A 22316-nucleotide genomic window follows, 5' to 3' on the forward strand; every position below is an offset into this window, starting at 1 on the left:
GCGGCTTACTCCGCTGGCCGAAGCTGCTCGGGCAGCTCGTAGCCATTCTCCTCGAACCAACGCGCCGCGCCGGGATGAAGCGGAACCGTGCCGTATTGCAGCGTCAGATCGGCAAGGCTCGCCTCCTTCAGCTCGGCCAGCGCGTTCACCTGCACCGTCTTGTCGGCCATCACCGCCGAAACGATCTTGTACGCATCCTCCTCGGACATGGCCGAGGTGGTGCCGACCCCGACGCCGAAGCTCCAGGTGGTATAGGCCGGCACACCCTCGGCTGCGCCTTCCGGGATCTCGACGATCGAGATGTCGGGCATCTCGGCCCGCAGCTTGTCAGCCTGGGCGGGCGACAGGCCGAGCACGGAGATGTCGGTGAAGGTGGCCACATCCATCGTCGATGCATCCAGCCGCAGCCCGGAGCCGGACTTGACATAGCCCGTGACCCGATTGTCCTTGATCGCGTCGACGATGTCGGTGGTCGAGCCGCGCACCCAGTCCGCGGTGAGACCCAGCGTGCCGAAGACCGCTTCGGTGGTCGTTTCCGTGGCCGAGCCGCGGATGCCCGGGTTGAACCGCTGCCCCTCCAGCGCCTCGAGACTGTCGATGCCCGCATCGGCGCGGACGATGACGTTCTGCGGCGCGCCGGTATAGACCCAGAGCAGCGACAGATCCTGCGTCTTGCCCTCGAACTCCTGCGTGCCCGAGACCGCGTGCTGCGCCACGTTCGTGGTGACGAGACCCAGATCGATCTGCTGGCGCTCCATCCGGCGAATGTTGTCCATGGTGGCGCCGGTTTCGACGACTGCGGCGTTGAGCCCTTCAACCGCCTCGTTCACGATCTGCCCGACGGCAACGAAATAGCCGTAATGGCTGGACGAGGCCGAGGTCGAGCCGATCAGCAGGTCGGTCTGCTGAGCGGCCACTGGGCTCGCACAGAGCAGCGCCGCCGTCAGGGCGCAAATGGGTCTGGTCATCATCTTTCCTCCTCCCGGCCCCTCCACGAGCCGTTCCCGACATCATGCGCAGTTTGACCATTGCGAAAACCGTAAACGTCGCAATAATTCATGCATGAATCGCAATAATTTCGATCTCGAAGACTGTCGTGCCGTCCTCGCCCTGGTCGAGGCCAGATCTTTCAGGCTTGCAGCGGAAAAGCTGGGGCAATCCGCCTCGACGCTGTCGCGGTCGATCGCCGGGCTGGAAATCCGGCTTGGCGCGCGATTGTTCGATCGCGACACCCGCAATGTCGAGGCCACCGACGAGGGTCTTGCCTTCGCCCGGCTGGCAGAACGGCTGCTCAACACGGCGGCGGGGGGGGCTGCGGACTTCGCGGCCTTCCTGAATGCCCGGCGCGGCCGGCTGGTGATCGCGGGTCTGCCCTCGGTCACTGCGGGGCTTCTGCCCGAGTTGCTGGAGCGCTTCGCCAAGGCACATCCCGAAGTCGATCTCAGGATCCTCGACGCATTGTCGGACTTGGTGGTGGCCAGTGTGGCCAATGGCGAGGCCGATCTGGGCTTTACAGCCGGAACCGTCGGCACGCGCGACCAGCTGTCGTTCCAGGCGCTGATGGAGGACCAGTTCGTCGCGGTGGGCCGGCGCGACGGGCTTCTTGCCGAGGATCGGCCCTATGCGCTGGCCGAGCTGATCGGCATGCCGTTCATCGCCATGGCCCGCGGCACAAGTGTCCGCGAGATACTGGACGGGGCCTGCGGCTTGGCGGGCCTTCAGGTCGAGCCTCGCTTCGAGGTGTCGCATCTGGCAACGGCCGGAGCGCTGGTGTCGCAGGGTCTGGGGATCTCGGCCATGCCACAGCTGACGCTTCCGGTCTTGGGTGGGCGTGATCTGATCATCCGCCCCATCGCCGATTTTGGCGCTTCGCGGCGGATTGGGCTGGTCTGGCGTTCGGGGAGAACCCTGTCGCCTCCGGCGCGGGCCTTCCTGAAGCTCGTGCGCAGCGGGCCCCTGCAGGGATCGAAGTGGCCCTTGGCCGTTGCGCAGCTTCCGACCAGGGCATCCATTGCCACCTACCCGCCGTGACACAGCCTGCTGCTGCACTGGTTCTACCTCTGCCGCAGCATCGTCGGGCGGCTGCAGATCGCTGGATGGGCACAGCTTGCCCAAGCTCACGGATGTAGGGTCACGGCCTTCACCTCCCCGCCATGCACGCGCCGACCGGCCTGATCGTCGCCCTCCCGCACTTCCAAGCGAAGGATCAGCGGGCGCTCCACAAGCCCCTTCATGATCCTGCTCGGGCACTGCTGCCGGCACGGGGCACGCCCCGTCCGGTCATCAGCGAGATCTTTGTCATCGGCGACCTCTTGCGGTTCGCCGGTCTGGCGTGGAACTGGGCCGTGAGCGCATCCGATATCAAGCCCAAGGGCAGCAGGATGCGGCAGGTTACTCTGCCGCCTCCTGCCGGACCGTCGCCGGGGCGACGTGCATTCCCAGCCGCACCAGCAGATCCGCATCCTGCCAAGCAGCCGGGTTGCCGGTGGTCAGCAGCTGATCTCCGACGAAGATCGAATTGGCCCCGGCGAGGAAGCACAGCGCCTCCAGCTCGTCGCTCATCCCTGTGCGCCCCGCCGAAAGGCGCACCACCGAGGCCGGCATCAGGATCCGGGCGAGCGCCACGATGCGGACCAGTGCGAAGGGATCTACCGCCGCAGCGCGGTCCTGCACCGGCACGCCCTTGACCTCGCTCCACAGGTTCACCGGCACGCTTTCGGGATGCGCGGGCAGGGTGGCCAGCACCACCAGCAGGGCGATGCGGTCCTCTTCGGCCTCGCCCATGCCGAGAATGCCGCCGCAGCAGACCTTGATGCCGCCGCGGCGCACCGCCTCGACCGTCTGCAGCCGGTCTTCCATCGTCCGGGTGCTGGCGATCTGCGGGTAATAGCCCGGCGAAGTGTCGATGTTGTGGTTGTAGAAATCGAGCCCCGCCGCCTTCAGCCGCGCCACCTGATCGGGGGAGAGCATCCCCAGCGTCATGCAGGTCTCCAACCCCAGCCCGGCCACGCCCCGCACCATGTCGCAGAGCTTGTCCATGTCGCGGTCCTTGGGGCTGCGCCAGGCGGCCCCCATGCAGAACCGCTGCGCGCCCGCCGCCTTGGCGCGCCGCGCCGCCGCCAGCACCTCATCCGCGCCCATCAGCCGGGTCGCCTTCACCCCGGTGTCGTGATGCGCGGATTGCGAGCAATAGCCACAATCCTCGGGGCAGCCGCCGGTCTTGATGCTCAGCAGACTGGCGGTCTCGATCACGGTGGGGTCGAAATGCGCGCGGTGGGTGGTCTGCGCGCGGTGCAGCAGGTCGGGAAAGGGCAGGGCGTGGATCGCCCGCGCCTCCGCCATCGTCCAGTCGGTGCGGATCATTGTGCGCGGCCCTTCAGGCGGTTCAGGCCGGAGAGGAGTGTCGTCGCCAGCGCGACCTTCACCAGATCTCCCGGCAGGAAGGGCACGAGGCCGACGGCCAGCAGCTTCGGTCCCGGCACGAAGATCGCGAGCCAGGCCAGCCCCGCTGCATAGACCACCACAAGCCCCGCCAGCATCGCAAGGGCGCGCCCCATCCAGCCACGTCCCGCCGCCAGCCACCCGATCAGCCCTGCCGCAACCAGATAGCCCGCCAGATAGCCGCCCGTGGGCCCGGCCAGATAGGCAATGCCAATGCCACGTTCGGGCGCGCCGGAAAACACCGGCAGGCCGATCGCGCCCGCGCCGAGATAGGCGGCCATGGCGGCCAGACCGAGGCGGGAGCCAAGCGCGGCTGCAACGAGAAACACCGCGAGCGTGTGCAGCGTCATCGGCACCGGCCAGAACGGGATCTGGACCTTCGCGCCAAGGGTGATCAGCGTCGCGCCGGAAAGCGCGAAGGCCAGTCCGCGCCACAGCGGGGCGGAGCGGGACAGGGAGAAGGTCAGCGATGTCATGGGCTCTCCGAAGATGGATGTGTAATCCATCTAAAGTTACGGAGGTGCGAGATCGGCCGGCAATCAGGATTATAGATAATCAGCCAGGTATCTCGTAAGTCTCGCGCAGGTCAGAATTTTTTGTGGCAGGTTTCCGCTTGCCGATCCAGCCGACATGGCGGGCCAGCGTCGCGCAGGCGAGATCGCTCCGGCCCTTGCGCAGCGCCTCCAGAATGGCGCGGTGGTCGTGGTCGGTGCGCGCCTCCCAGTCCCGCCGCCAGGCGGCGAACAGGAAGCGGGCGCTGGCCGCCTGCAGGTCGTCGATGGTCCGCAGCAGGCGCGGCATCCGGCTGGGCGCCAGGATCAGCCGGTGAAAATGCCGGTTTGCCGCCTCCCAGTCGCGCACCGTGTCGGCGCTGTCGCCGCGGCGGGTAACCTCTTCTGCTTCCAACAGAATTTCCCGGGTGATATGCGGCGCGGCATGGCGCAGCGCCAGCGCTTCGAGGCTTGCCCGCATCTCGGCCACCTCGCGCAACTCCGCCACGTCGAATTCGGTGACGCGGAAGCCCCGGCGCGGCAGGCTTTCGGCCAGCCCCTGCGCCTGCAGCTCGCGGAAGGCCTCGCGCACCGGCACATGACTTGCGCCGAACTCTACTGCGATATGGTCCTGCCGCAGTCGCGCACCTGGCGCGATTTCGCCGGTGATGATCCGGTCTGCCAGTACACGAGCGATGCGGGTGGCGTGGGTCGCTTCGGGGGGTGAGTGCATCGATTATAGATAATTCGGATGAAGCTGAATGTCGATACCAATAGGCGGCGGAGGCCTCCCAGATGATATCTCCGCCTCCGCCGGTTGAAGCCCGGGTTTCTGAATGCAAGTTCAGGTGCTGTGGCAATCGCAGAACGACCTAACACGCCTGCTCCTGTTTGTGTAACATGTCTCCGGATTAACGGCAGTGGCAAGGGGTGGTATGCACGGAACTCATAACGAAGCTCTTGTCTTTCTTGCCCTACTGATTGCAGTTGCCACGTCCTATACCGCGTTGGATCTTGCAGGACGAGCCGGAGCAGCGACATCGCGGGTCGCACGCATGGTCTGGATTTCGGGTGCAGCCTTCTCATTGGGCGGGGGCACCTGGTCCATGCACTTCGTTGCCATGCTGGCCCACTCATTGCCCGGAATGCAGCCATCCTATGCACTCGGACTAACGGTGCTGTCATTCCTGCTGGCGGTCTGCGGAACGGGTGCAGGCTTTGTCATCGTGAGCAAATGGCAGCAACGGATGAAGGCATTGCTGCTGAGCGGCCCGCTGATGGGTATGGGGATCGCCGCGATGCACTACACCGGCATGGCTGCGCTGAAAATCCCCATGCGCGCGATCTACGACCCGGTCTGGGTCGCGGTTTCCCTGCTGATCGCCATTAGTGCCGCCACAGCCGCTCTGTGGCTCGCCCTCATGAACAAGGGACATGTCGAGAAATTCATCGCTGCTGTTGTGATGGGGGCCGCGATATCGGGAATGCATTTCGCAGGCATGCGTGCCGTCATGTATGCGCCGCTCCCGGGTGTCAGAACATCCGTGGCCCCTAGCGTTAACAATGAGTCACTGGCAATCGGCATCTCCGCGATTACCTTCACCATCCTGGCTCTGGCACTCATGGCCGCTGTCTTCGACCGCCGTCTTGCCCAGCAAAGCCAACGGGAGGCGGAACTCCTCAGGAACAGCGAGGAACGTTTTCGGTCTTTCTATCGCAGAACGCCCCTCCCGCTACATGCGGTCGACCAGGAAGAACGCATCATCGATGTCAGCGATGCCTGGCTCACCCTGCTGGGCTATGAGCGTAGCGAAGTAGTGGGTCTGCCACTTCGATCCTTCATGACAGCCGACTCTGCGCGCCAGCGAGCCGAGACGATTTGGCCCTTGCTCCTGCAAGCCGGCGAAGCTCGTGGCGTTGAGGCGAACCTCGTGGCGCGCGATGGAAGGGTGATCGACGTGGAGATTACCAGCCAGATCGAGCGTGAGGTGAATGGAGAATTCCAATCATGCGTCGAGGGGGTCGTAGATGTGACGGCGCGCAAGGAGGCCGAAAATGCCCTTCGGCAGACCCAGAAGATGGAGATGCTGGGGCAGCTGACTGGCGGTGTTGCGCACGACTTTAACAACTTGCTTTCCATCATACTTGGCAATCTGGAATTGCTGCAGAAGCGGACCACTGCCGATGAGCGTTCGCGACAGCTGATCGACACTGCTATCCAAGGCGTTCAGCGCGGCGCCACTCTTGTCCAACGCATGCTCGCCTTTGCGCGTCGCCAGAGCCTTGATCCCCAACCCGTGGATGTTGTCGCCCTGATGCGCGGAATGATGGACCTGCTTCAGCGGTCGCTCGGGCCGCAACATGAACTGCTGCTGCCGGAGGAGGGCGTGACAGCTGTCGCCGATGTTGATGAGAACCAACTCGAGATGGCGCTGCTGAACTTGGTCGTCAACGCGCGCGACGCGATGCCTGACGGCGGCGCGATCAAGATACGGGTGGACCATGTCAAGGAGATCGGCAAGGACGACCAGATCGCAATCGAGGTGATCGACCAAGGCGGCGGGATGGATCCCGCCACACTTGCCCGTGCCACGGAGCCATTCTTCACGACCAAGGGTCCGTCAAAGGGAACCGGGTTGGGCCTTCCCATGGTGCATGGGTTTGCCGCGCAATCCGGTGGGCAGCTTCGCATTGCCAGCCAACCTGGCGAAGGAACCAAAGCCACCATCATTCTTCCAGCTGCTCAGGGCACCGCGCCTGCCCTGAGAAACCGGCCCGCCCCGAGCGAGCCCGTAGCGCATCGGGCAAGGACAGCGGTCATACTGGCAGTGGACGACGATTTCTTGCTGCTGATGAACTTGCAAGCCATGCTCGAGGATATGGGGCACCGTGTTCTGACCGCGCATAACGGCGAGGATGCCCTGAGAGTTCTAAGCCAAGCGGCCGAGGTGGATCTGGTCATCACCGATCAGGCGATGCCGAAAATGAACGGGTCCCAGCTCGCCGAAGCCATCAAGGTGACGCGCCCGAGCCTGCCCATAATCCTCGCGACAGGCTACGCACAACTGCCTGCGGATCATTCGAATGTGGCCTTGAAGCTCGACAAACCATATTTTCAGTCCCAGCTCGAACAGGCCGTCAGGGAGGTCCTGCATATGCAGAGCGAGAGGGATGCGAGCGCCTTCAAGAGCGTTGCAAGCTGACTGCCCTCGTCTTCGCGGGAAGCCTGCTGGCTTCTCTCGCCTGCTCGCAGTCTTGATCAATCAGGAGGTGACTCCATTTGTCGCGCCGGCAGGATCGCGTGGCCGACCGGCATCGGGATCCGATGTCTGGCGGGGGACTGGGAAGCCAGGAGGCGCGGCCCAACGCGGCGGAGCGCAACTAGGTGCAGCCGATGACGTGGTTTACATCATGGACCCGAGAGCCCATGTGTTATGTCCCGCAGACGGACTTTCAGGCATGGAAAGGTGGAGATGAATACAGGCGTTGAGGTTCGCATCGCGACAGGCATTGATGGGTTTGACGTCGTGCTTGGCGGTGGACTGGTGCCTGGATGTGCCTACATCCTTCAGGGCCCGCCGGGGGCGGGGAAGACCGTGCTGGCCAACCAGCTATGCTTCAACCTTGCCCGCAATGGCAGAAAGACGCTCTACCTGTCGCTCTTGGCCGAGTCCCATGACCGGATGCTCGACCACATGAGCACCATGGGGTTCTTTGATGAGGGGGCGGTGCCCGGCTCCATCTACTACATGAGCGCCTATTCCACGCTTGTGGAGGAAAAGCTCAGCGGCCTGCTCAGGATGATCCACCGTGAAATGCGACGCCACGAGGCAAGCCTTCTCGTCCTTGATGGTCTGTTCGTCGCGCAGGACACAGCCGAGGATGACAAGGAGTTCAGATCCTTCATCCATGATCTTCAGGGCGCAGCGGCGCTCGCTCAATGCACGCTCCTGATCCTGACCAACCAAGATCGCCCGCCAGGGTCTCCCGAGCACACAATGGTCGACGGCTGGATCGAACTGCTCGACGAGATGTGCGGCGCCCGTTCCGTTCGGAGCATGATCCTGAAGAAGCAACGCGGAGGGAGGCATCTGCGCGGTCGGCACCACTTCCGCATCACCGACAATGGTATCAGCATCTTCCCGCGACTCGAGGCGGCGCTGACCCGGCAACCTGCAGAGTCAGAAGCTGACGTGCGCGTTCGTTCCGGAATCCCGGGTTTCGACCGGATGATCGGTGGTGGCTATCCAAGCGGATCATCAACGATCTTCGCCGGGCCGTCCGGGACGGGAAAGACCACGCTCGGTCTGCAGTTCCTCTCTCAGGCAACGCCTGAAGAGCCCGGGCTTCTCTTCGGGTTCTACGAGACGCCCGCCCGGCTTCGGACCAAGGCACGAAGCATCGGGATCGACATTGACAGTCTGCTCGCGTCCGGCGCTCTCGAGATCCTGTGGCAGTCACCGGCGGAAAATCTGCCCGACGAGTTGGGCCATCGGCTGCTGCAGGCGGTCGAGAAAAGAAAGGTCAAACGGATCTTCTTTGACGGCATTGGTGCGCTGCGCCATGCTTTCTTGTTCCCGGAGCGCTTGCCTCTCTTCATCAACGCCATCAACAACACCCTGCGGGCAAGCGAGACGACTGTCATCTATTCGCTTGAGCTGACCAGCCTGTTCATGCCGGACCAGATCATGACTGAAGAACTGTCCAGCATGGTCGAGAACGTCATCCTCACGCACTATGTGCGGCTGCAGGAGGACAACGATCCGCAGCGGCGGACCCGGATCATGAACCGGGAGCTGCTGGTACTCAAGATCCGCGACAGCGAGTTTGATGCCTATCCGGAGGTCTTTCACATCACCGACCGGGGCGTTCTATTTGGAGGCGCCGAGTCGCAGAAGCACCGTCCGGACGCTGCCGGCGATGGTGAGATCGAATAGGATGGCAACGATACTCCTCGTAGAGGACGAGTTTGTCATCGCCTTCGGCAGCAGGATGATCCTTGAGGACGAGGGGTTTGCGGTTCTTGTTGCCGCGAACGGGGAAGCGGGCCTTGCCGAGGCGCTGACCTCCGGGCCCGACCTCATCGTGACCGATTACATGATGCCGCGCATGAACGGTCTGGAAATGATCCGCCAGCTGCGCGACCGGGGCGTGAAAACGCCGATCATCTTGGCAACCTCGATTCCGGAGCGGAACGTGCCGAAGGACCCGCCGCCGCAATATGACGACTATCTTGGCAAGCCCTATGGCGATGCATCCCTGCTCGAGGTGGTCCGGCGACTCCTCGCAGCACGATAGGTCCGTTCCAGGGGCGGTTGTTCACACCCGCTGCCCCTGCACCTGTGTCGCCAGCGCCTCCAGCGCGGCGAGCTCGGCCTCGGTCAGTGTGATCTGCAGCGCGCCGAGGTTCTGGCGCAGACGCGCCGCCTTGCGGGTGCCGGGGATCGGGATCACGGTCACGCCGAAGACCCGGGCACGGTCGTGCAGCCAGGCCAGTGCGACCTGTGCAGGCGTCACGCCCCGCGCACGGGCCAAGGACGTCACCGTCTCGGCCGCGCGGGTATTGGCATCGAGATTGTCTTCGGAAAAGCGCGGGAAGCTGCGCCGCGCATCGTCGGCAGCCAATGCCAGCTGCCCGGTCAGCAAGCCCCGGCCCAAGGGGGCGTAGGGCACGACGGCGATGCCGAGCTGTGCGGCCGTGCCGGCAACCTCGTCCTCGATATCACGCGAGAAGACCGACCATTCCGACTGCAGCGCCGCGATGGGGTGGATCGCATGGGCTTCGGCCAGTTCGGCCGCGCCCACTTCACACAGGCCAAGCGCGCGCACCTTCCCCTCGGCCACCAGATCCGCCATGGCGCCGATGGAGTCGGCCAGCGGCACCGAAGGATCTCGGCGGTGCATGTAGTAGAGGTCGATCACCTCGACCCCGAGGCGTTTCAGCGAAGCCTCGGCCGCGCGGCGAATATGGGCAGGATCATTGGTGACGCCCCAGTCATCGGGGGCATCGGCGCTGCGCCGGTAGCCGTATTTCGTGGCGATCTGCGCAGCGCCGCGATGGGCCCGCAGGAATGGAGCAAGGAATTCTTCATTTTTGCCAACACCATACATATCGGCGGTGTCGAAAAGCGTGACGCCAAGCTCCAGCGCCAGATCGAGCGTCGCGCGCGACTGCGCCGGGTCGGCTGCGCCGTAGAACTCGCTCATCCCCATGCAGCCAAGGCCCTGGATGCCGACCAGCGGGCCGTTCCGACCCAGGGCGACCTGCGGGATCTTCGTGTCGGTGTTCGTCATTTTCACTCTCCTGATTGGGACGAACACAGGCTATAACTGCGGAGCGCACTCCACAGTCAATCGGAAAAATCACCATGCTGATCGCCGAATTTGCCCGCGCAACCGGCCTGCCGCGCGAGACGGTGCGGTTCTATATCCGGCGCGGGCTCCTGCATCCCGAACAGGGCCGGAAGGGCGGCTCCCGACCCTATCAGATCTTCAGCCCGAAAGAGGTCGAGCTTGCACGGATCATCCGCGTGCATCAGGCCCTTGGCAGTTCACTGACCGAGATCGGTGCGATGATCGCAGACTACGCTGCCGAACCGGAAAATCAGGCCCGAACCGAGGCGCTGCTGAAGGACCACATTACCCGGCTGGAACAACAGCGGCGCGAGATAGACGGAATGCTGGCTTTCCTGCAGGCCAAGCTGAGCTGGATGGCTGATCAATCCGGCGAACCGCCACGGTTCGCGGATTATGCCTGAAGGGCATTGCCAAGGGTGGCAGACTGCAGGTCGCCCGAGGATTGGGGCCCGAGCTGCCGGCAACGGTTGAAATCGCGAACCTCTAGAGGCCCACGACAAATCTCACGGCGCTTGGCTCAAACACCGGCCCCAGCGAACGCTGACCCGCTGCATCCTTCACGATCTCTTACAACCTTCGCTAGCCGGAGATCGACGCTTGGCGCAGCCGTGGAATGGCGAAGTCAAGGAAGGACCGGACCTTGGCGGCGGCGCGACGCCCTTCCACGTGAACCAGATGGATGGGGATCGGGGCAGGCTCATGCCGTTCCAGCACGATCCGCAGCGCGCCTTCCCCGACATCCCCCGCGATCTGATAGGACAGCGGGCGCGACAGACCCCAGCCAATGCGCGCGATGTCGAGTGAGGCTGCGACGCTGCTCACGATCAGGCGCGGCTTGATCTTGACGATGCAGGCCTCGTCGGCCCCGAAACGCCACGGTCCGGGGGCCGTCGCGATCAACCGATGATGCACGAGGTCGGACGGGACCTCGGCGCTGCCATGCGCCGCGAAATAGCCGGGCGCGCCGCAGACGACGCGCCTGACCTCGCCCACCTTCACCGCCGTCAGGTCGGAAGATGGCAGGGGGCCGATCCGAACGGCCAGGTCGAACCCTTCCTCGACCAGGTTCACGACCCGGTCGACCATGATGATTTCCGCGCTGACCCCGGCATGCGCATCCAAGAACTCGGTCACGAGGGGGGCCACATGCAGCCGCCCGAATTCCTGCGGGCAGGTGATGCGCAGCGTGCCGACCGGTGTCCCGGCTGCGCCCGAGGCCGCGTCACCGGCCGCCCGCAGGCGAGCGAGAACATCCCGAACCTCCTCGAGATAGGCGCGGCCCGCTTCGGTCAGGCGCACCTGCCGCGTCGTCCGGGTGAAGAGCCGCATGCCGAGCCTGGCCTCCAGCTCACCAATCCCCCGTGTGGCCGAGGGCGCGCTGAGGCCCATGGCGCGGGCACCCCCGGCAAAGCTTTCGGCATCAGCCACCGCGACGAAGACCTGGAGGGACTGCAGCTGGTCCATGTCACCGAATTCCTTCGCAATGTGAAATGGTGTTCTGCACTTTGCGCTCATTATTGTCTTATCCGATCATTGGTATCTTGCAGCCCAGACACAAGTGCAACCTGCAGGAGCCTTCCCAATGTCCGTCGAGAGCCGCACTGAAGCCCCAGTGATCCTTTATCGCCACCCCAAATCCGGCCATTGCCACCGGGTGGAGCTGATGCTGTCCCTTCTGGGCCTGCCTTATGAGACGGTCGATCTGGACCTGGCGGCGGGCGCGCATAAGGCGCCGGACCATCTGGCCATCAGCCCGCTCGGCCAGGTGCCGGCGATCGACGACAACGGCGTGAGACTGGCGGATTCGAACGCGATCCTCACCTATCTGGTCATGCGCCATGGCGACGCGCCCGCCTGGCGGGGCGACGATCCCGTCGAGGCGGCGGAGATCCAACGCTGGCTGTCCATCGCCGCGGGCGAGATCGCTTCCGGCCCCTGCGCGGCGCGGTTGGTGACGGTGTTCGGGGCGGAGCTGGATCACGCCGCGGCCGTGGCCCGTGCGCATGCCCTCTTCGCGGTGATGGAGACGCATCTGCAGACCCGCGCGTGGCTGGCAGCGGACCGGGTGACGCTGGCCGATATTGCAGGCTACAGCTACATCGCCCACGCGCCCGAGGGTGGGGTCAGCCTCGCCCCCTATCCCGCCGTCCGGGCGTGGCTGGGCCGCGTCGAGGGGCTGGAGGGCTTTGTCGGCATGGCACGCTCACCGGCGCTGGCCTGACGGAGGGCGCGTGATGACGAGGTCATCTCCGTTTCATCCGGGCGAGCGGACGGCACAGCGACTGGCGGGCGCAACCGACGCCGCAGCGGCGGGGAGCGCCTTCATCCGCGACGCCATGCCCGATGAGCACCGCCGCTTTTTCGCGGCGCTGCCCTTTCTGGTCGTCGCGGGCGGCGGCGACGACGGGCGGACCTGGGTATCGGTCCTGGACGGTCCCGAAGGGTTCGCCACCTCCCCGGACCCGCGCCATCTGATGATCGGCGCGACGCTGGCGCAGGGCGACCCGCTGGCCGCCAGCCTTGCCGGGGGTGGACCGGTCGGCCTTCTGGGGATCGATCTGACGACCCGACGCCGCAACCGGCTGAACGGGAGTTTGACCGCGACGCCGCAGGGCTACGCGCTGGCGGTCAACCAGAGCTTCGGCAACTGCCCGCAATACATCCACGCGCGAGAGTGGCGCCGCGCGGACGGGCGATGCGCCGAAGCCCCCCGGATCACCGATCGGCTGGACGCAGCGCAGGCCGCGCGGATCGCCGCCGCCGACACGCTCTTCATCGGGTCCGGCCATGTTTCGAAGGGGGACGGAGCGGCGAACGGTTATGACGTCTCTCACCGGGGCGGGGCTGCCGGTTTCGTGCGCGTCACCGACGACAGATCGCTGCAGATCCCGGATTATCCCGGCAACAACTTCTTCAACACGATCGGCAATCTGATCTGTGACCCCCGGGTCGGGCTGCTGTTCATCGACTTCGACAGGGGCAGCCTGATCCACATCGCGGGACGGGCCCGGATCGACTGGCACCCCGGGGACAGTCAGGATCCCGCTGTGCGCCGCGTGATCCATGTCGGGATCGATGTGGTCGTGGAGCGCCCCGTGGCATTGTCCCTGCGCTGGCGGCGACCTTCCGACAAGGGCCTGACCCTGCAGGTCATCGACAGGGTCGTGGAAAGCGCAGAGATCACCTCTTTCCACCTGGCATCGGGCGATGGCGGCGCACTTGACGGCTTCCAGCCCGGACAGCACCTGCCGGTCAGCCTGGAGATCCCCGGACAGCCGGGACAGGTCGAACGCAGCTACTCGCTGTCCGGCGACCCGGCTGCTCCGACCTGGCGGATCAGCGTCAAGCGCGAGGATCGGGGTATCGCTTCGCGCTTCCTGCACAACGCGGTTCGGGTCGGCGATGTGATCAGGGCGCACCGGCCGCAGGGCGACTTCACCCTGCCGCCCGGAGACAGCCCCCTGGTGCTGGTCAGCGCCGGCGCCGGGATCACGCCGATGCTGTCGATGCTGCACGCCCTGGTCGCGGATCAGCCGCAGCGCCAGGTCACCTTCGTTCACGCCGCGCGGAACGGCCGCAATCACGCCTTCGCCGCAGAGTTGGACGAGCTTGTCAGCAGGGGCAGGCAAGTGACACGCCAGATCCATTACAGCGCACCCGAAGACGGGGACGATCTCCGAACCTTAGACCGGACGGGCCGGATTGAGGCCGCCGACTTGCTGGCACTGCCAGCCGCCCAAGATGCCGACTACCTGCTCTGCGGCCCGGCCGCCTTTCTGGCCGATATCTGCAGCGGGTTGACAGCGGGCGGCATTGCAGCCGAGCGCATCCACCTCGAAACCTTCGGACCCGCTGGATGAGGGCTGCCGACCCCCCTCGGTCAGACCCATCGTCGGTGCCGGAAGCGTCGTTCAGCCAGATCCTCACTGCGCCATTGCCAGGGTCATCGGCCTGCCGCGCAGCCATGTTAGCCAAGACGCCCTGCCTCGAACAACAACAAGATAGTCCGAATTTCATTGCCTGTTTGGCGTGGCTACAGCGAACCATAGTAGCGCCAGCTTATGCCGCCGAGATGAACCGGCGAGTCGGTAAGCGAGGCCCCACTACTCCGGCAGTCCTGCAGCGGCGAGGTCGGCGATTTCGGCGTCGAGGATGGCGGGATCGCTGTAGAAAGAGCCCTCACGCCAAAGCGTCCGGGTGAACCGAGGATCGATCTCCAGGGCCTCGCGCACGCGCTCCTTGGCCTCCGCGATCTGGCCAAGGCGGACATGGGCAATTGCCGCGCTGAGCCGCATGTAGGGTTGCAGGTCGCCGAGACTACCGAACGCCGCAATCGCCTCATCGTATCGCCCCATGAGGCGGAAGATGTTGGCACGACTTGCCTGGATATTGCCGACCCGCGCCGGATTGCGCTTCTCGGCGATGTCGAGCCAGTCCAGCGCCGTCTGGTACTCGCCGGCGGCGAGCAGGACGTCGGGAAGGCTGCCGCGCACCCGGGCATCTTAGGGCGCCAGCGCCACTGTCGCCTCGGCTTGTTCGACAGCGCCGAAAAAGTCGCCTTGCCGCATGAGGACATAGGCATTGAGCCAGGACGCCGACCTCCTGACCTCAGGCGACAGGTTGTCAGTCGCGAGCGCCTCTCGAACCAGTCGACCCGCTTCGTCGAAGTCGGCGGTCATGTCGTCACTCCAGAACTGCCAGGCCGCGGTCCAGTGGTACCATCCAAGCTTGACCTTCAAGAGCGCCGAGTTGGGGTATTTCTGCAGCCCCTCCCGCCGATCCGGCCGCCGCGGTCGTTCACCGCCTTGCTCTCGGCGTTGATGTAGACATCGGAGCCGCGCATGGCATAGTCATACTCGCCGAGGTCCGAGGTGTCCTTTCCCCAGGCCTCGCGATACCGGGCGTCGTCAGAGTTCGAGCCTGTGATCCCGGTCAGCCGGGTTCGGCAATCCAACCTGTCTGTTTCCGCCCTCTCCATCAAGCGACATGCGATTTTCCAAGGCGCCGCACGGGCGCAGGTCAGGGTCGGGCAGCACTTCCGCGGGCTCCAGCAGTCAGCTGCACCCCCTCAAGCAGCCATGCCGTGCAGCGTCTCGACCACCTTTTCTTCGACATAGGGCTTGGGGAAAAACACGCTGTTCGGCGGCATCTGCACGGTGTCCACGGTCGCATAGCCCGAGGTAAGGATGATCTGGATCGGCGGCCACCGCTCGCGGATCAGCGCCGCGAGCTTCATGCCGTCCATTCCCCGGGGCATGTCGATGTCGCTGAAGACGATGCGGATATCCAGACGTCTTTCCAGGATCTCGACGGCCTCGGTCGCGTCGGCGGCCTCGACGACATCGAAGCCTGCCTCCTCGATCATGTCGACGGCCGCCATGCGCAGGAGCGGCTCATCCTCGACAACGAGAACGACAGGCTTTCGATACTGGCTGGCGTAGCTCACCTGACTGTCCTCATGACTGCCCGATATCCGGAAGCGACGCCCGGAAGACGGCCTCCAATCCAGAAGCAAGATAACGCACCGTCGTTCCCCCCGTTCCCGTCAGGCCCATCTCAATAAGCCGTGAACCGAAGCCCTTGCGTTCGGGCTCCACCGGCACGGGGCCACCGCGCTCCTCCCAGGCCAGGACGAGCTCTTCCTGCTCCGACTGATCAATGCGCCAGGTGACCGCGACCCGGCCCATTTCCGATGACAGGGCGCCATACTTGAGAGCGTTCGTCGCCAGCTCGTGCAGCAGCAGCGACAGGGAGAGGGTCGCGCGCGGGCCGAGCACCACCTCCAGGCCGGACACATCGAACCGGTCGTTCATCTCGAAGGTCCCGAGCACTGCCTCGACCACGGCGCCGATGGGCGCTGCGGACCACTTCTGCTGAAGCAGCACATTGTGTGCGGAAGCGATGGCATGGAGCCGCCTCCGGAACGCCGCCACTGCCTCCTTCTCCGTCACGCCGCGCAGCGTCTGCGTGTCGATGGCCTGCACCATCGCCAGCGTGTTCTTCATGCGATGCGACAGCTCCTCGTTCAGAACCCGCTGTCGGCTCTCCGCCGCCTTCTGATCCCGGATGTCACGGGTCACGGTGGCATAGGCGGAGACTTTGCCGTCATCATCCCGCAGGGCGATCACGTCGTAGATCACGGGAATCAGCTCGCCTGTCTCGAAGTGGCGGAAATGGAGCTCCCCACGCCAATGGCCGTCCCTGTCGACGGCAGGGAAGACCGTCTCGGCGATCTTGGGCCACTCTTGCGGGTCGAAGTAGTCCTGCAATCCGGTGCGGGCAATCTCGGCGGGATCCGCGAGACCGACGAGCCGGCGCCCCGCCTCGTTGACACTCACCACGGATCCATCCAGCTGGGCCACCGCGATGAAATCGCCCGACTGCTCCACGATGGCAGCCAGGCGGCGTGTTCTGGCCTCCGCCTCCTTGCGCGCGGTGATGTCGATCGCCGAGCCTGCGAAGCGGAGCGGCTTTCCGTCCCTGTCATGGATCAGCCTTCCCTTGCACTCGACCCAGCGGATCGGTTCGCCGGGGATGCAGAGGCGATAGTCGACGAGGAAGTCGGCGCCATCGTCGAACGTGGCGCGGATCTTGGCACGGAGATTTGCCAGATCCTCCGCGGCCACGAATTCCTGATACTCCTCCATCGACAGGCCGGCGGCAGTCCGCTCGACATCGAGGCCGTAGAGCCGGGCGAAATGCGCGTCCCCATGCAGGCGGTCCGTGTCGACCATCCAGTTCCACAGGCCGATCACACCGGAGGCGGCCAGCGCCGTCTCCAGCTGTTCGGCAACCACATCACGCTCGGCGATCGCCCGCCGCTGCTCGAGCTGGATCATGGCTTGCCGGGCGAGCAGGGTCAGAGTGCGGCGCTGCGCATCGTCCAATTCACGCACGACATAGTCCAGCACGCACATGGTGCCGATCGGCACCCCCTCCGCGGTCTTGAGAAGCGCGCCCGCATAGAAGCGGACGCCCGGTTCGCCCGTGACAAGCGCGTTGTTGGCGAACCGCGGGTCCCGTGTGGCATCCGGGACGATCATCAAGTCCTCGGCAAGAATGGCGTGGCGGCAGAACGAGGTTTCCAGCGGTGTCTCCCGAACGCCGAGGCCGACCTCCGCCTTGAAGAACTGTCTGTGCGTATCGACGAGGTTGACTACGGCGATGGGCGCCTTGCAGACCTCGGCCGCGATGCGCGCAAGATCGTCAAATTCGGATTCCCTCGGGGTGTCGAGGACGTTGTAGCTGTGAAGCACCCGGGAACGGCGCGCCTCAGAGGCCGAGCCCTGCGGCGGCTCCTGTTTCGGGTCGTTTTGCACGTCGAGATCATATCCAAACAGAGCGACAGTCCATTTCTAAAGAATTGCGGCAGGGGCGCAATGAGAAGCTGATCGGGGCAAGGCAGCCTTGGGTGGGCTCGGTTCGAAGGGAATGATCCTGGAAGGCCCACTTGCTTCCAGGCCGGGGCGTCATGAGGTAACCCCGCCGCGCCCGCCTTGTTCGCCTTTAGTGCCCGATCCGACGCAGATCTTGCAGGTCCTGTTCCAGAACCCTTGTGCGGATCAAGCTGGACGCTGCGTCAGCGATGGTGATCATGGCTTCACGTTCGGATCCGTTGAGGGTTCTCGGCATCACGTCGATGACGCAGATCGACCCCAGGGCAAAACCCAGCGGGTCGCGGACGGGGGCACCGGCGTAGAACCGGAAGCCATAGGGTTCGGACAGCGTCGGATTCTGCGCCTGGCTCGCGAGTTTCGTAAGGTCTTCGAGGACGGTGAACTCGTTGGCCATCAGCGTCTCGTTGCAGAAGGCCCAGTCCCGCCCGGTTGCCTCGCCGTCGAAACCGATCCGGGACTTGAACCACTGCTCGGTCTGCGTGATCAGCGTGAACATGGCCATCGGCGCTTGCGTGGCATGCGCGGCCAGCCGAACGAGGCGGTCGAATGCGACATCCGGCGCAGACCCGACGAGGCCGGATCGCGCGACGGCCTCCAGCCGGGCGGTTTCGTTCCAGGGCTTGCGGAAGCCGAGAGATCTCGGAACGTCCTCGTCGCTCGACTGAAGGAACTCGACGATCTTTGCGGCGCTCGCGACGACGTCAGGCAGCATCCTGGTCCGAACGCGGTGCGTGCCGACGGCGACGGGATGAGCTGCATTGCGCGGGCCCAGACTGACGATGGTCGTCCTGCCATATCGAACATCCCTCTCGAGAGCCGAGACCAGCTTTTTGCGCTCTTCATCCTCTGCGTTCTCGATGATCACGAGCATCGGCGGGGTGCACGCGAGCCACGCTCGGATCGTGTCGATATCTTCCGACACATCGACCAGCAAACCCAATCCGGGAAGACCGGCGCGGCGCCATTGATCCGACCGACCTTCACCCGAGAAGATGATCGAATGGGCCCGGACAAGCGGATCCTCGTGGGGGGGAGTCTCCATCAAGTCGAGGACCGCCTGACGGGGTATCCGACGATGGCCGCCGGGTGTCTTCCAGGATGGAAGCCGGCCACTCTCCACCCAGAGCTGCGCCGTGCGGGTCGACACACCCAACAGCTCCGCAGCGTTCGTCGTCGTCAGAACATCTTTCACGTCATGGTCCACCCTTGCAGGGGGATACATAGGCAAAGATGCTAGATTTGCAACAAAACGCGGGTTCTTGGCCGGGTGCGGTCCGAAGCAAAATCCGTGCTGCGAAAGCGCCCGCCCTGCGATGCCCGCATCGACGACAAGTATCCGCATCAGTTCATGCGTTTCGAAAACCTGTCGGCGCTGCCGCCAATGAAGCCGCACACACCGGGAGGCGCCCTTCGCGATGAAGTGCGTGCGGCATTGGCCGGTGATCAGCTTTGCCAGCTGACCCAGCACTCCGTTGTCCTGCGAACGAAGACATGCCCCGAGAAGACGGGCCGGGTTTCAAGCGTCAGACCCGGAAGCCGATCTGTCAGCACATCCAGTCCCTCCTCCAGCTCCGCCCGTCCGAACGCCTCGGCGACACATCTGTGCGCGCCGCCACCGAAGACGAGATTTGAGGCGGCAAGCTCTGTCCGGGAGATGTTGAAGCTGCCCGCCCGCTTGAAAACGCGCTCGTCCCGCAAGGCGGACAGCGAAGACAGGATCACCAACTGCCCGGCGGGCAGCGTCCAGCCGTCCAGCGCGATGTCTTCGGTGGACACCCTGACGATTCCTGCGATCCCGGGCTCGAAGCGCAGCGATTCAGAAACTGCCGCCGGCACCAGAGACGGGTCGTCGCAGACGGCGTTCCATTGCGACCGGTTCGAAAGCAGATTGGCCGTCTGCGCCACGAGGGCCGTGCGCACGGATTCCGTGCCGCCAATGATGAGCTGAACGATCTGGATCAACAGCTCCATGCTCGAAAGCTGCTGATCATCCTCGGCACGCAAGAGATATTGCGACAGGAAATCATCCGCTTGGCCGGCCCATTTCCGGGCGATCAGCGTCTTGAGGTAAGATTGAACCTTGGTCGCAGCCAGTGCGGCGTCCGCTATCGCCAGGGGGGTGGCGTTGGGGCGGAAGAACTCGTTCATCTCGTCGATATCCCGGGTGAACTCCGGAACGTCGCGCTCCGGGATCCCGAACATCCCGGCAAGCGCCAGGACCGGCAGCTTGGCGGCAAAGGCGCTCCCCAGTTCCATCCTGCCGTCGCAACGGCACCCCTCGATGAGCGACCCTGCCGCCACACGGACGGCGGAGCGGAAATCGTCGATCGCCTGCATTGCTAGCGCGCCTGACATGGCCGACCGGCGACGCCCGTGAACCTGGCCGTTCGAGGTCAGCATCCCGTGCTGGAATATGTCGAACAGCGCCCCGGTGGTCACACCCGCCTGGGCCGGAATGGCGGTTTCGGTCGCCTGCAATCGCGGGTCTCGCGACAGACGGCTGACATCTTCGTGCCGCAGCACGACATATCCACCGGTCTCGAGGATGGCGAAGGGGTGGGACGTGCGGTATCGCCGGAAGGCGGCGTGTGCATCCCTTTCGATGTCTGCCGCGGCAATAACCGGCACGACGCGATCTTTCGTCAGCATTTCTGTTTTCCTTCTGCAATTGCCACGCAATCGGGGTGCGACCGCGGGCTGTCGGGGGGAATCACCGTGGCGGTAGCGGTCGCCACGTTCGGATCAGCCAGATCGGATCGTCAGCCGCGCCCCGGATCTTCGGCGCACTTCGCGTGCGACAGGCCGTGCGCCAGGCGGATCAGATCTGCCGCCCGCTCGCCAATGACGACACAGGGCGCCATCGTGTTTCCGACGGGGATCCGCGGCATGATGGAAGCGTCCGCGATGCGCAGACCGTCGACGCCGTAAACCCGCAGCTCGTTGTCGACGACCGACATGCTGTCACGCCCCATCTTGGCCGTGCAGGATTGGTGCCAGTAGGTGACCGCCGACTTGCGGATGAAGTCGATCATGCCCGACCGATCCCGCGGGCCGGGCGCAGCTTCGCCACGAACCAGCGGCGCGAACGCCGCGCTGTTGCCGACTTCGCGGCACAGATCCACAGCGGCCAAAGCCGCAGCGACATCTTCGGGTTCGCTCAGGCAATTCGGCTCGATCAGGATCGGATCGCGTGCCTCCGGTCCGCTGAGGCGCAGCCGCCCGCGACTCTTCGGCTGGGCAAGACCGGCAAACATCGTCCAGCCATGCTCGGGCGTGGCAATCTCCGCTTCCGCCGGTGCGGGCACCGGGAACTCGAGTTGGCACTGCAGGATGTCCGGGTGGCTCAGACGGGAGTCGCTCTTCCAATACAGCGCCGCTTCGCAGCCGCCGCCTCCCACCCCTTGCGGCGCGTGATAGGCCCAGGTGCAGCCGAAGGCGATGTGATCCTGATGGTTGCGACCCACGCCGGGCAGATGCTGAACGACAGAGATCCCGTGGGAAAGCAGGTCGTTCGTGGGGCCGATGCCGGATTGCATCAGAACCTTGGGCGTATGCACGGCGCCGAGCGACAGGACGGTTTCGCAGCGCGCGCGGAACCGCCGCGGCTCTCCTCGCACCAAGGCGTCAACCCCGACCACTTTCTTGCCGGAGAACACCAACCGCGTCACCAGCGCATCGGTCAGAACCGTCAGGTTCGGATGCGTCAGCATCGGTGCGACATAGGAGCGGAACACCGACTCCCGCTTGCCGGCCCTGATGCGCAATTCGGCGATGGAGGCCCCGCCGTCGCTTTCCATCATCTCGCCGTTCGGGCTGTCGAACACCGGAACCCCCACGAGACCCGCCGCATCGACGAGCGCCTGTGCAATCGGCTGGGGCGCATCCGGCTGGGCGACATGGACCGGCCCTCCGCTTCCCCTGCGGAGAGGGTCCGGCGCCCCACGCCAGTCTTCGATCCGCCGGTAATAGCCGAGCACCGACTCGTAGCCCCACCGCGCGTCACCCGACTCGGCCGCGAAGTGGTTCCAATCCTCCTTGTGGCCCCGCGCCCACACCATGACATTGATGCTGGATCCGCCGCCCAGCCCCTTGCCCATGCTCAGGGGAAGGCGCCGCCCGGCGAGCCCCGACGCAGGCTCGCTGAGGAAGCCCCAGTCGCGTTCGCTCCCGAGATTGAGAGGCCATTGCGCGGGGTCGGAAACCCTGTCGTCGATGTCATCGCCGCCGGCCTCCAGCAGCAGCACACGGGCACTGCCGTCTTCGGCCAAACGTGCTGCAACGACTGATCCGCTGGAGCCTGCGCCGCAAACGATGAAATCGAAGTCTTGGGGATCTTGCCCGGCGGGTGTGCGGGTCATCGTCTGTACAAACTGTTCCATTGGTTTGTCCCGAGGGTCTGCAACGAAGCCCCGCGTAGCCGCGTGACGTATCAAATTCAACATTTATTATCAGTTATATCATATTTGCCCATCAAGAACGCGCGAGCGAGCCGCCCGCACCGGGGACCGGGGCGGCGTGATGTTCGAGAAGCGGTTCAGTCTTACGGGAGGAGTCGGGCGCTGTTCATCGTGGGATTTCGGTAGAAGCTGCAGGCGGTTGCCCGTCGGCTGACGGCGAGACAAGGCGGATC

Annotated in this window: 21 protein-coding genes; 7 read left to right on the forward strand and 14 right to left on the reverse strand. The window is 64.8% G+C overall.

Features of this window, described 5'->3' with window-relative positions; genetic code table 11:
- Positions 1-5: 5 nt before the first annotated feature.
- The gene (locus AC3A5Z_RS12375; RefSeq protein WP_487519649.1) at positions 6-968 is read right to left on the reverse strand and encodes a TAXI family TRAP transporter solute-binding subunit; all 963 of its coding nucleotides are present in this window, start codon (positions 966-968) and stop codon (positions 6-8) included.
- Here AC3A5Z_RS12375 and AC3A5Z_RS12380 point away from each other — a divergent pair.
- Complete coding sequence (locus tag AC3A5Z_RS12380; protein WP_487519650.1) at positions 955-2031, forward strand: LysR substrate-binding domain-containing protein; 1077 nt, start codon at positions 955-957, stop codon at positions 2029-2031. The genes AC3A5Z_RS12375 and AC3A5Z_RS12380 overlap by 14 nt on opposite strands.
- Positions 2032-2391: 360 nt before the next feature.
- Here AC3A5Z_RS12380 and bioB read toward each other — a convergent pair whose 3' ends face one another.
- The 3 genes from bioB to AC3A5Z_RS12395 all read right to left on the reverse strand — a co-directional run bounded on the left by bioB (position 2392) and on the right by AC3A5Z_RS12395 (position 4665).
- Positions 2392-3363, reverse strand: a complete 972-nt coding sequence (bioB, locus tag AC3A5Z_RS12385) for a biotin synthase BioB (protein WP_487519651.1) — start codon at positions 3361-3363, stop codon at positions 2392-2394.
- Entirely contained in the window at positions 3360-3917 is a 558-nt protein-coding gene (locus AC3A5Z_RS12390) for a biotin transporter BioY (RefSeq protein WP_487519652.1), read from the reverse strand. Before AC3A5Z_RS12390 ends, bioB begins: the two co-directional genes overlap by 4 nt.
- A 79-nt stretch (positions 3918-3996) precedes the next feature.
- Positions 3997-4665, reverse strand: a complete 669-nt coding sequence (locus AC3A5Z_RS12395) for a GntR family transcriptional regulator (RefSeq protein WP_487519653.1) — start codon at positions 4663-4665, stop codon at positions 3997-3999.
- A 322-nt stretch (positions 4666-4987) separates the two neighbouring features.
- Between AC3A5Z_RS12395 and AC3A5Z_RS12400 the strand changes: the two genes are divergently transcribed.
- The 3 genes from AC3A5Z_RS12400 (at position 4988) to AC3A5Z_RS12410 (ending at position 9230) form a co-directional block, all read left to right on the forward strand.
- Entirely contained in the window at positions 4988-7135 is a 2148-nt protein-coding gene (locus AC3A5Z_RS12400) for an MHYT domain-containing protein (protein WP_487519654.1), read from the forward strand.
- A 270-nt stretch (positions 7136-7405) separates the two neighbouring features.
- A complete protein-coding gene (locus tag AC3A5Z_RS12405; protein WP_487519655.1) occupies positions 7406-8869 on the forward strand; it encodes an RAD55 family ATPase in 1464 nt (487 codons plus the stop codon).
- 1 nt (position 8870) lies between these two features.
- Entirely contained in the window at positions 8871-9230 is a 360-nt protein-coding gene (locus tag AC3A5Z_RS12410; protein WP_487519656.1) for a response regulator transcription factor, read from the forward strand.
- A 21-nt stretch (positions 9231-9251) separates the two neighbouring features.
- Here the strand turns inward: AC3A5Z_RS12410 and AC3A5Z_RS12415 are convergent, their stop codons facing one another.
- A complete protein-coding gene (locus AC3A5Z_RS12415; protein ID WP_487519657.1) occupies positions 9252-10226 on the reverse strand; it encodes an aldo/keto reductase in 975 nt (324 codons plus the stop codon).
- 74 nt (positions 10227-10300) lie between these two features.
- Between AC3A5Z_RS12415 and AC3A5Z_RS12420 the strand changes: the two genes are divergently transcribed.
- Positions 10301-10690: a helix-turn-helix domain-containing protein gene (locus AC3A5Z_RS12420; RefSeq protein ID WP_487519658.1), complete on the forward strand. Its 390-nt coding sequence runs from the start codon at positions 10301-10303 to the stop codon at positions 10688-10690.
- Between the two features lie 178 nt (positions 10691-10868).
- Here the strand turns inward: AC3A5Z_RS12420 and AC3A5Z_RS12425 are convergent, their stop codons facing one another.
- Positions 10869-11753: a LysR family transcriptional regulator gene (locus AC3A5Z_RS12425; protein ID WP_487519659.1), complete on the reverse strand. Its 885-nt coding sequence runs from the start codon at positions 11751-11753 to the stop codon at positions 10869-10871.
- A 118-nt stretch (positions 11754-11871) separates the two neighbouring features.
- Here AC3A5Z_RS12425 and AC3A5Z_RS12430 point away from each other — a divergent pair, with 118 nt between their 5' ends.
- Positions 11872-12510, forward strand: a complete 639-nt coding sequence (locus AC3A5Z_RS12430) for a glutathione S-transferase family protein (RefSeq protein WP_487519660.1) — start codon at positions 11872-11874, stop codon at positions 12508-12510.
- Between the two features lie 13 nt (positions 12511-12523).
- A complete protein-coding gene (locus AC3A5Z_RS12435; RefSeq protein ID WP_487519661.1) occupies positions 12524-14149 on the forward strand; it encodes an FAD-binding oxidoreductase in 1626 nt (541 codons plus the stop codon).
- A 243-nt stretch (positions 14150-14392) separates the two neighbouring features.
- On the opposite strand, the gene AC3A5Z_RS12440 is transcribed toward AC3A5Z_RS12435, so the two are convergent.
- The 8 genes from AC3A5Z_RS12440 to AC3A5Z_RS12475 all read right to left on the reverse strand — a co-directional run bounded on the left by AC3A5Z_RS12440 (position 14393) and on the right by AC3A5Z_RS12475 (position 22065).
- Positions 14393-14782, reverse strand: coding sequence for a hypothetical protein (locus AC3A5Z_RS12440; RefSeq protein ID WP_487519662.1), 390 nt, complete (start codon positions 14780-14782; stop codon positions 14393-14395).
- 9 nt (positions 14783-14791) lie between these two features.
- The gene (locus AC3A5Z_RS12445; protein ID WP_487519663.1) at positions 14792-14968 is read right to left on the reverse strand and encodes a hypothetical protein; all 177 of its coding nucleotides are present in this window, start codon (positions 14966-14968) and stop codon (positions 14792-14794) included.
- Between the two features lie 56 nt (positions 14969-15024).
- Positions 15025-15243 carry a hypothetical protein gene (locus AC3A5Z_RS12450; protein WP_487519664.1) on the reverse strand — a complete coding sequence of 73 codons (219 nt, stop codon included), beginning with the start codon at positions 15241-15243 and terminating at the stop codon, positions 15025-15027.
- A gap of 114 nt (positions 15244-15357) precedes the next feature.
- Positions 15358-15735 carry a response regulator gene (locus AC3A5Z_RS12455; protein ID WP_487519665.1) on the reverse strand — a complete coding sequence of 126 codons (378 nt, stop codon included), beginning with the start codon at positions 15733-15735 and terminating at the stop codon, positions 15358-15360.
- A gap of 10 nt (positions 15736-15745) precedes the next feature.
- A complete protein-coding gene (locus AC3A5Z_RS12460; protein WP_487519666.1) occupies positions 15746-17608 on the reverse strand; it encodes an HWE histidine kinase domain-containing protein in 1863 nt (620 codons plus the stop codon).
- Between the two features lie 187 nt (positions 17609-17795).
- Positions 17796-19154 carry an excisionase family DNA-binding protein gene (locus AC3A5Z_RS12465; RefSeq protein WP_487519667.1) on the reverse strand — a complete coding sequence of 453 codons (1359 nt, stop codon included), beginning with the start codon at positions 19152-19154 and terminating at the stop codon, positions 17796-17798.
- Entirely contained in the window at positions 19130-20335 is a 1206-nt protein-coding gene (locus tag AC3A5Z_RS12470; RefSeq protein ID WP_487519668.1) for a cytochrome P450, read from the reverse strand. The genes AC3A5Z_RS12465 and AC3A5Z_RS12470 overlap by 25 nt, the downstream gene beginning before the upstream one ends.
- A gap of 110 nt (positions 20336-20445) precedes the next feature.
- Positions 20446-22065, reverse strand: a complete 1620-nt coding sequence (locus AC3A5Z_RS12475) for a GMC family oxidoreductase (protein WP_487519669.1) — start codon at positions 22063-22065, stop codon at positions 20446-20448.
- Between the last annotated feature and the right edge of the window lie 251 nt (positions 22066-22316).

The sequence above is a fragment of the Cereibacter sp. Soil_C_27 genome (assembly GCF_057657095.1).

Coding starts and splice junctions, on each gene's coding strand:
- AC3A5Z_RS12445 (WP_487519663.1), bottom strand. CDS start 14,968: ATGACCGCCGACTTCGACGAAGCGGGTCGACTGGTTCGAGAGGCGCTC.
- AC3A5Z_RS12380 (WP_487519650.1), top strand. CDS start 955: ATGGGTCTGGTCATCATCTTTCCTCCTCCCGGCCCCTCCACGAGCCGT.
- AC3A5Z_RS12425 (WP_487519659.1), bottom strand. CDS start 11,753: ATGGACCAGCTGCAGTCCCTCCAGGTCTTCGTCGCGGTGGCTGATGCC.
- AC3A5Z_RS12470 (WP_487519668.1), bottom strand. CDS start 20,335: ATGCTGACGAAAGATCGCGTCGTGCCGGTTATTGCCGCGGCAGACATC.
- AC3A5Z_RS12395 (WP_487519653.1), bottom strand. CDS start 4,665: ATGCACTCACCCCCCGAAGCGACCCACGCCACCCGCATCGCTCGTGTA.
- AC3A5Z_RS12405 (WP_487519655.1), top strand. CDS start 7,406: ATGAATACAGGCGTTGAGGTTCGCATCGCGACAGGCATTGATGGGTTT.
- AC3A5Z_RS12420 (WP_487519658.1), top strand. CDS start 10,301: ATGCTGATCGCCGAATTTGCCCGCGCAACCGGCCTGCCGCGCGAGACG.
- AC3A5Z_RS12475 (WP_487519669.1), bottom strand. CDS start 22,065: ATGGAACAGTTTGTACAGACGATGACCCGCACACCCGCCGGGCAAGAT.
- AC3A5Z_RS12375 (WP_487519649.1), bottom strand. CDS start 968: ATGACCAGACCCATTTGCGCCCTGACGGCGGCGCTGCTCTGTGCGAGC.
- AC3A5Z_RS12415 (WP_487519657.1), bottom strand. CDS start 10,226: ATGACGAACACCGACACGAAGATCCCGCAGGTCGCCCTGGGTCGGAAC.
- AC3A5Z_RS12430 (WP_487519660.1), top strand. CDS start 11,872: ATGTCCGTCGAGAGCCGCACTGAAGCCCCAGTGATCCTTTATCGCCAC.
- AC3A5Z_RS12435 (WP_487519661.1), top strand. CDS start 12,524: ATGACGAGGTCATCTCCGTTTCATCCGGGCGAGCGGACGGCACAGCGA.
- AC3A5Z_RS12410 (WP_487519656.1), top strand. CDS start 8,871: ATGGCAACGATACTCCTCGTAGAGGACGAGTTTGTCATCGCCTTCGGC.
- AC3A5Z_RS12390 (WP_487519652.1), bottom strand. CDS start 3,917: ATGACATCGCTGACCTTCTCCCTGTCCCGCTCCGCCCCGCTGTGGCGC.
- AC3A5Z_RS12400 (WP_487519654.1), top strand. CDS start 4,988: ATGGTCTGGATTTCGGGTGCAGCCTTCTCATTGGGCGGGGGCACCTGG.
- bioB (WP_487519651.1), bottom strand. CDS start 3,363: ATGATCCGCACCGACTGGACGATGGCGGAGGCGCGGGCGATCCACGCC.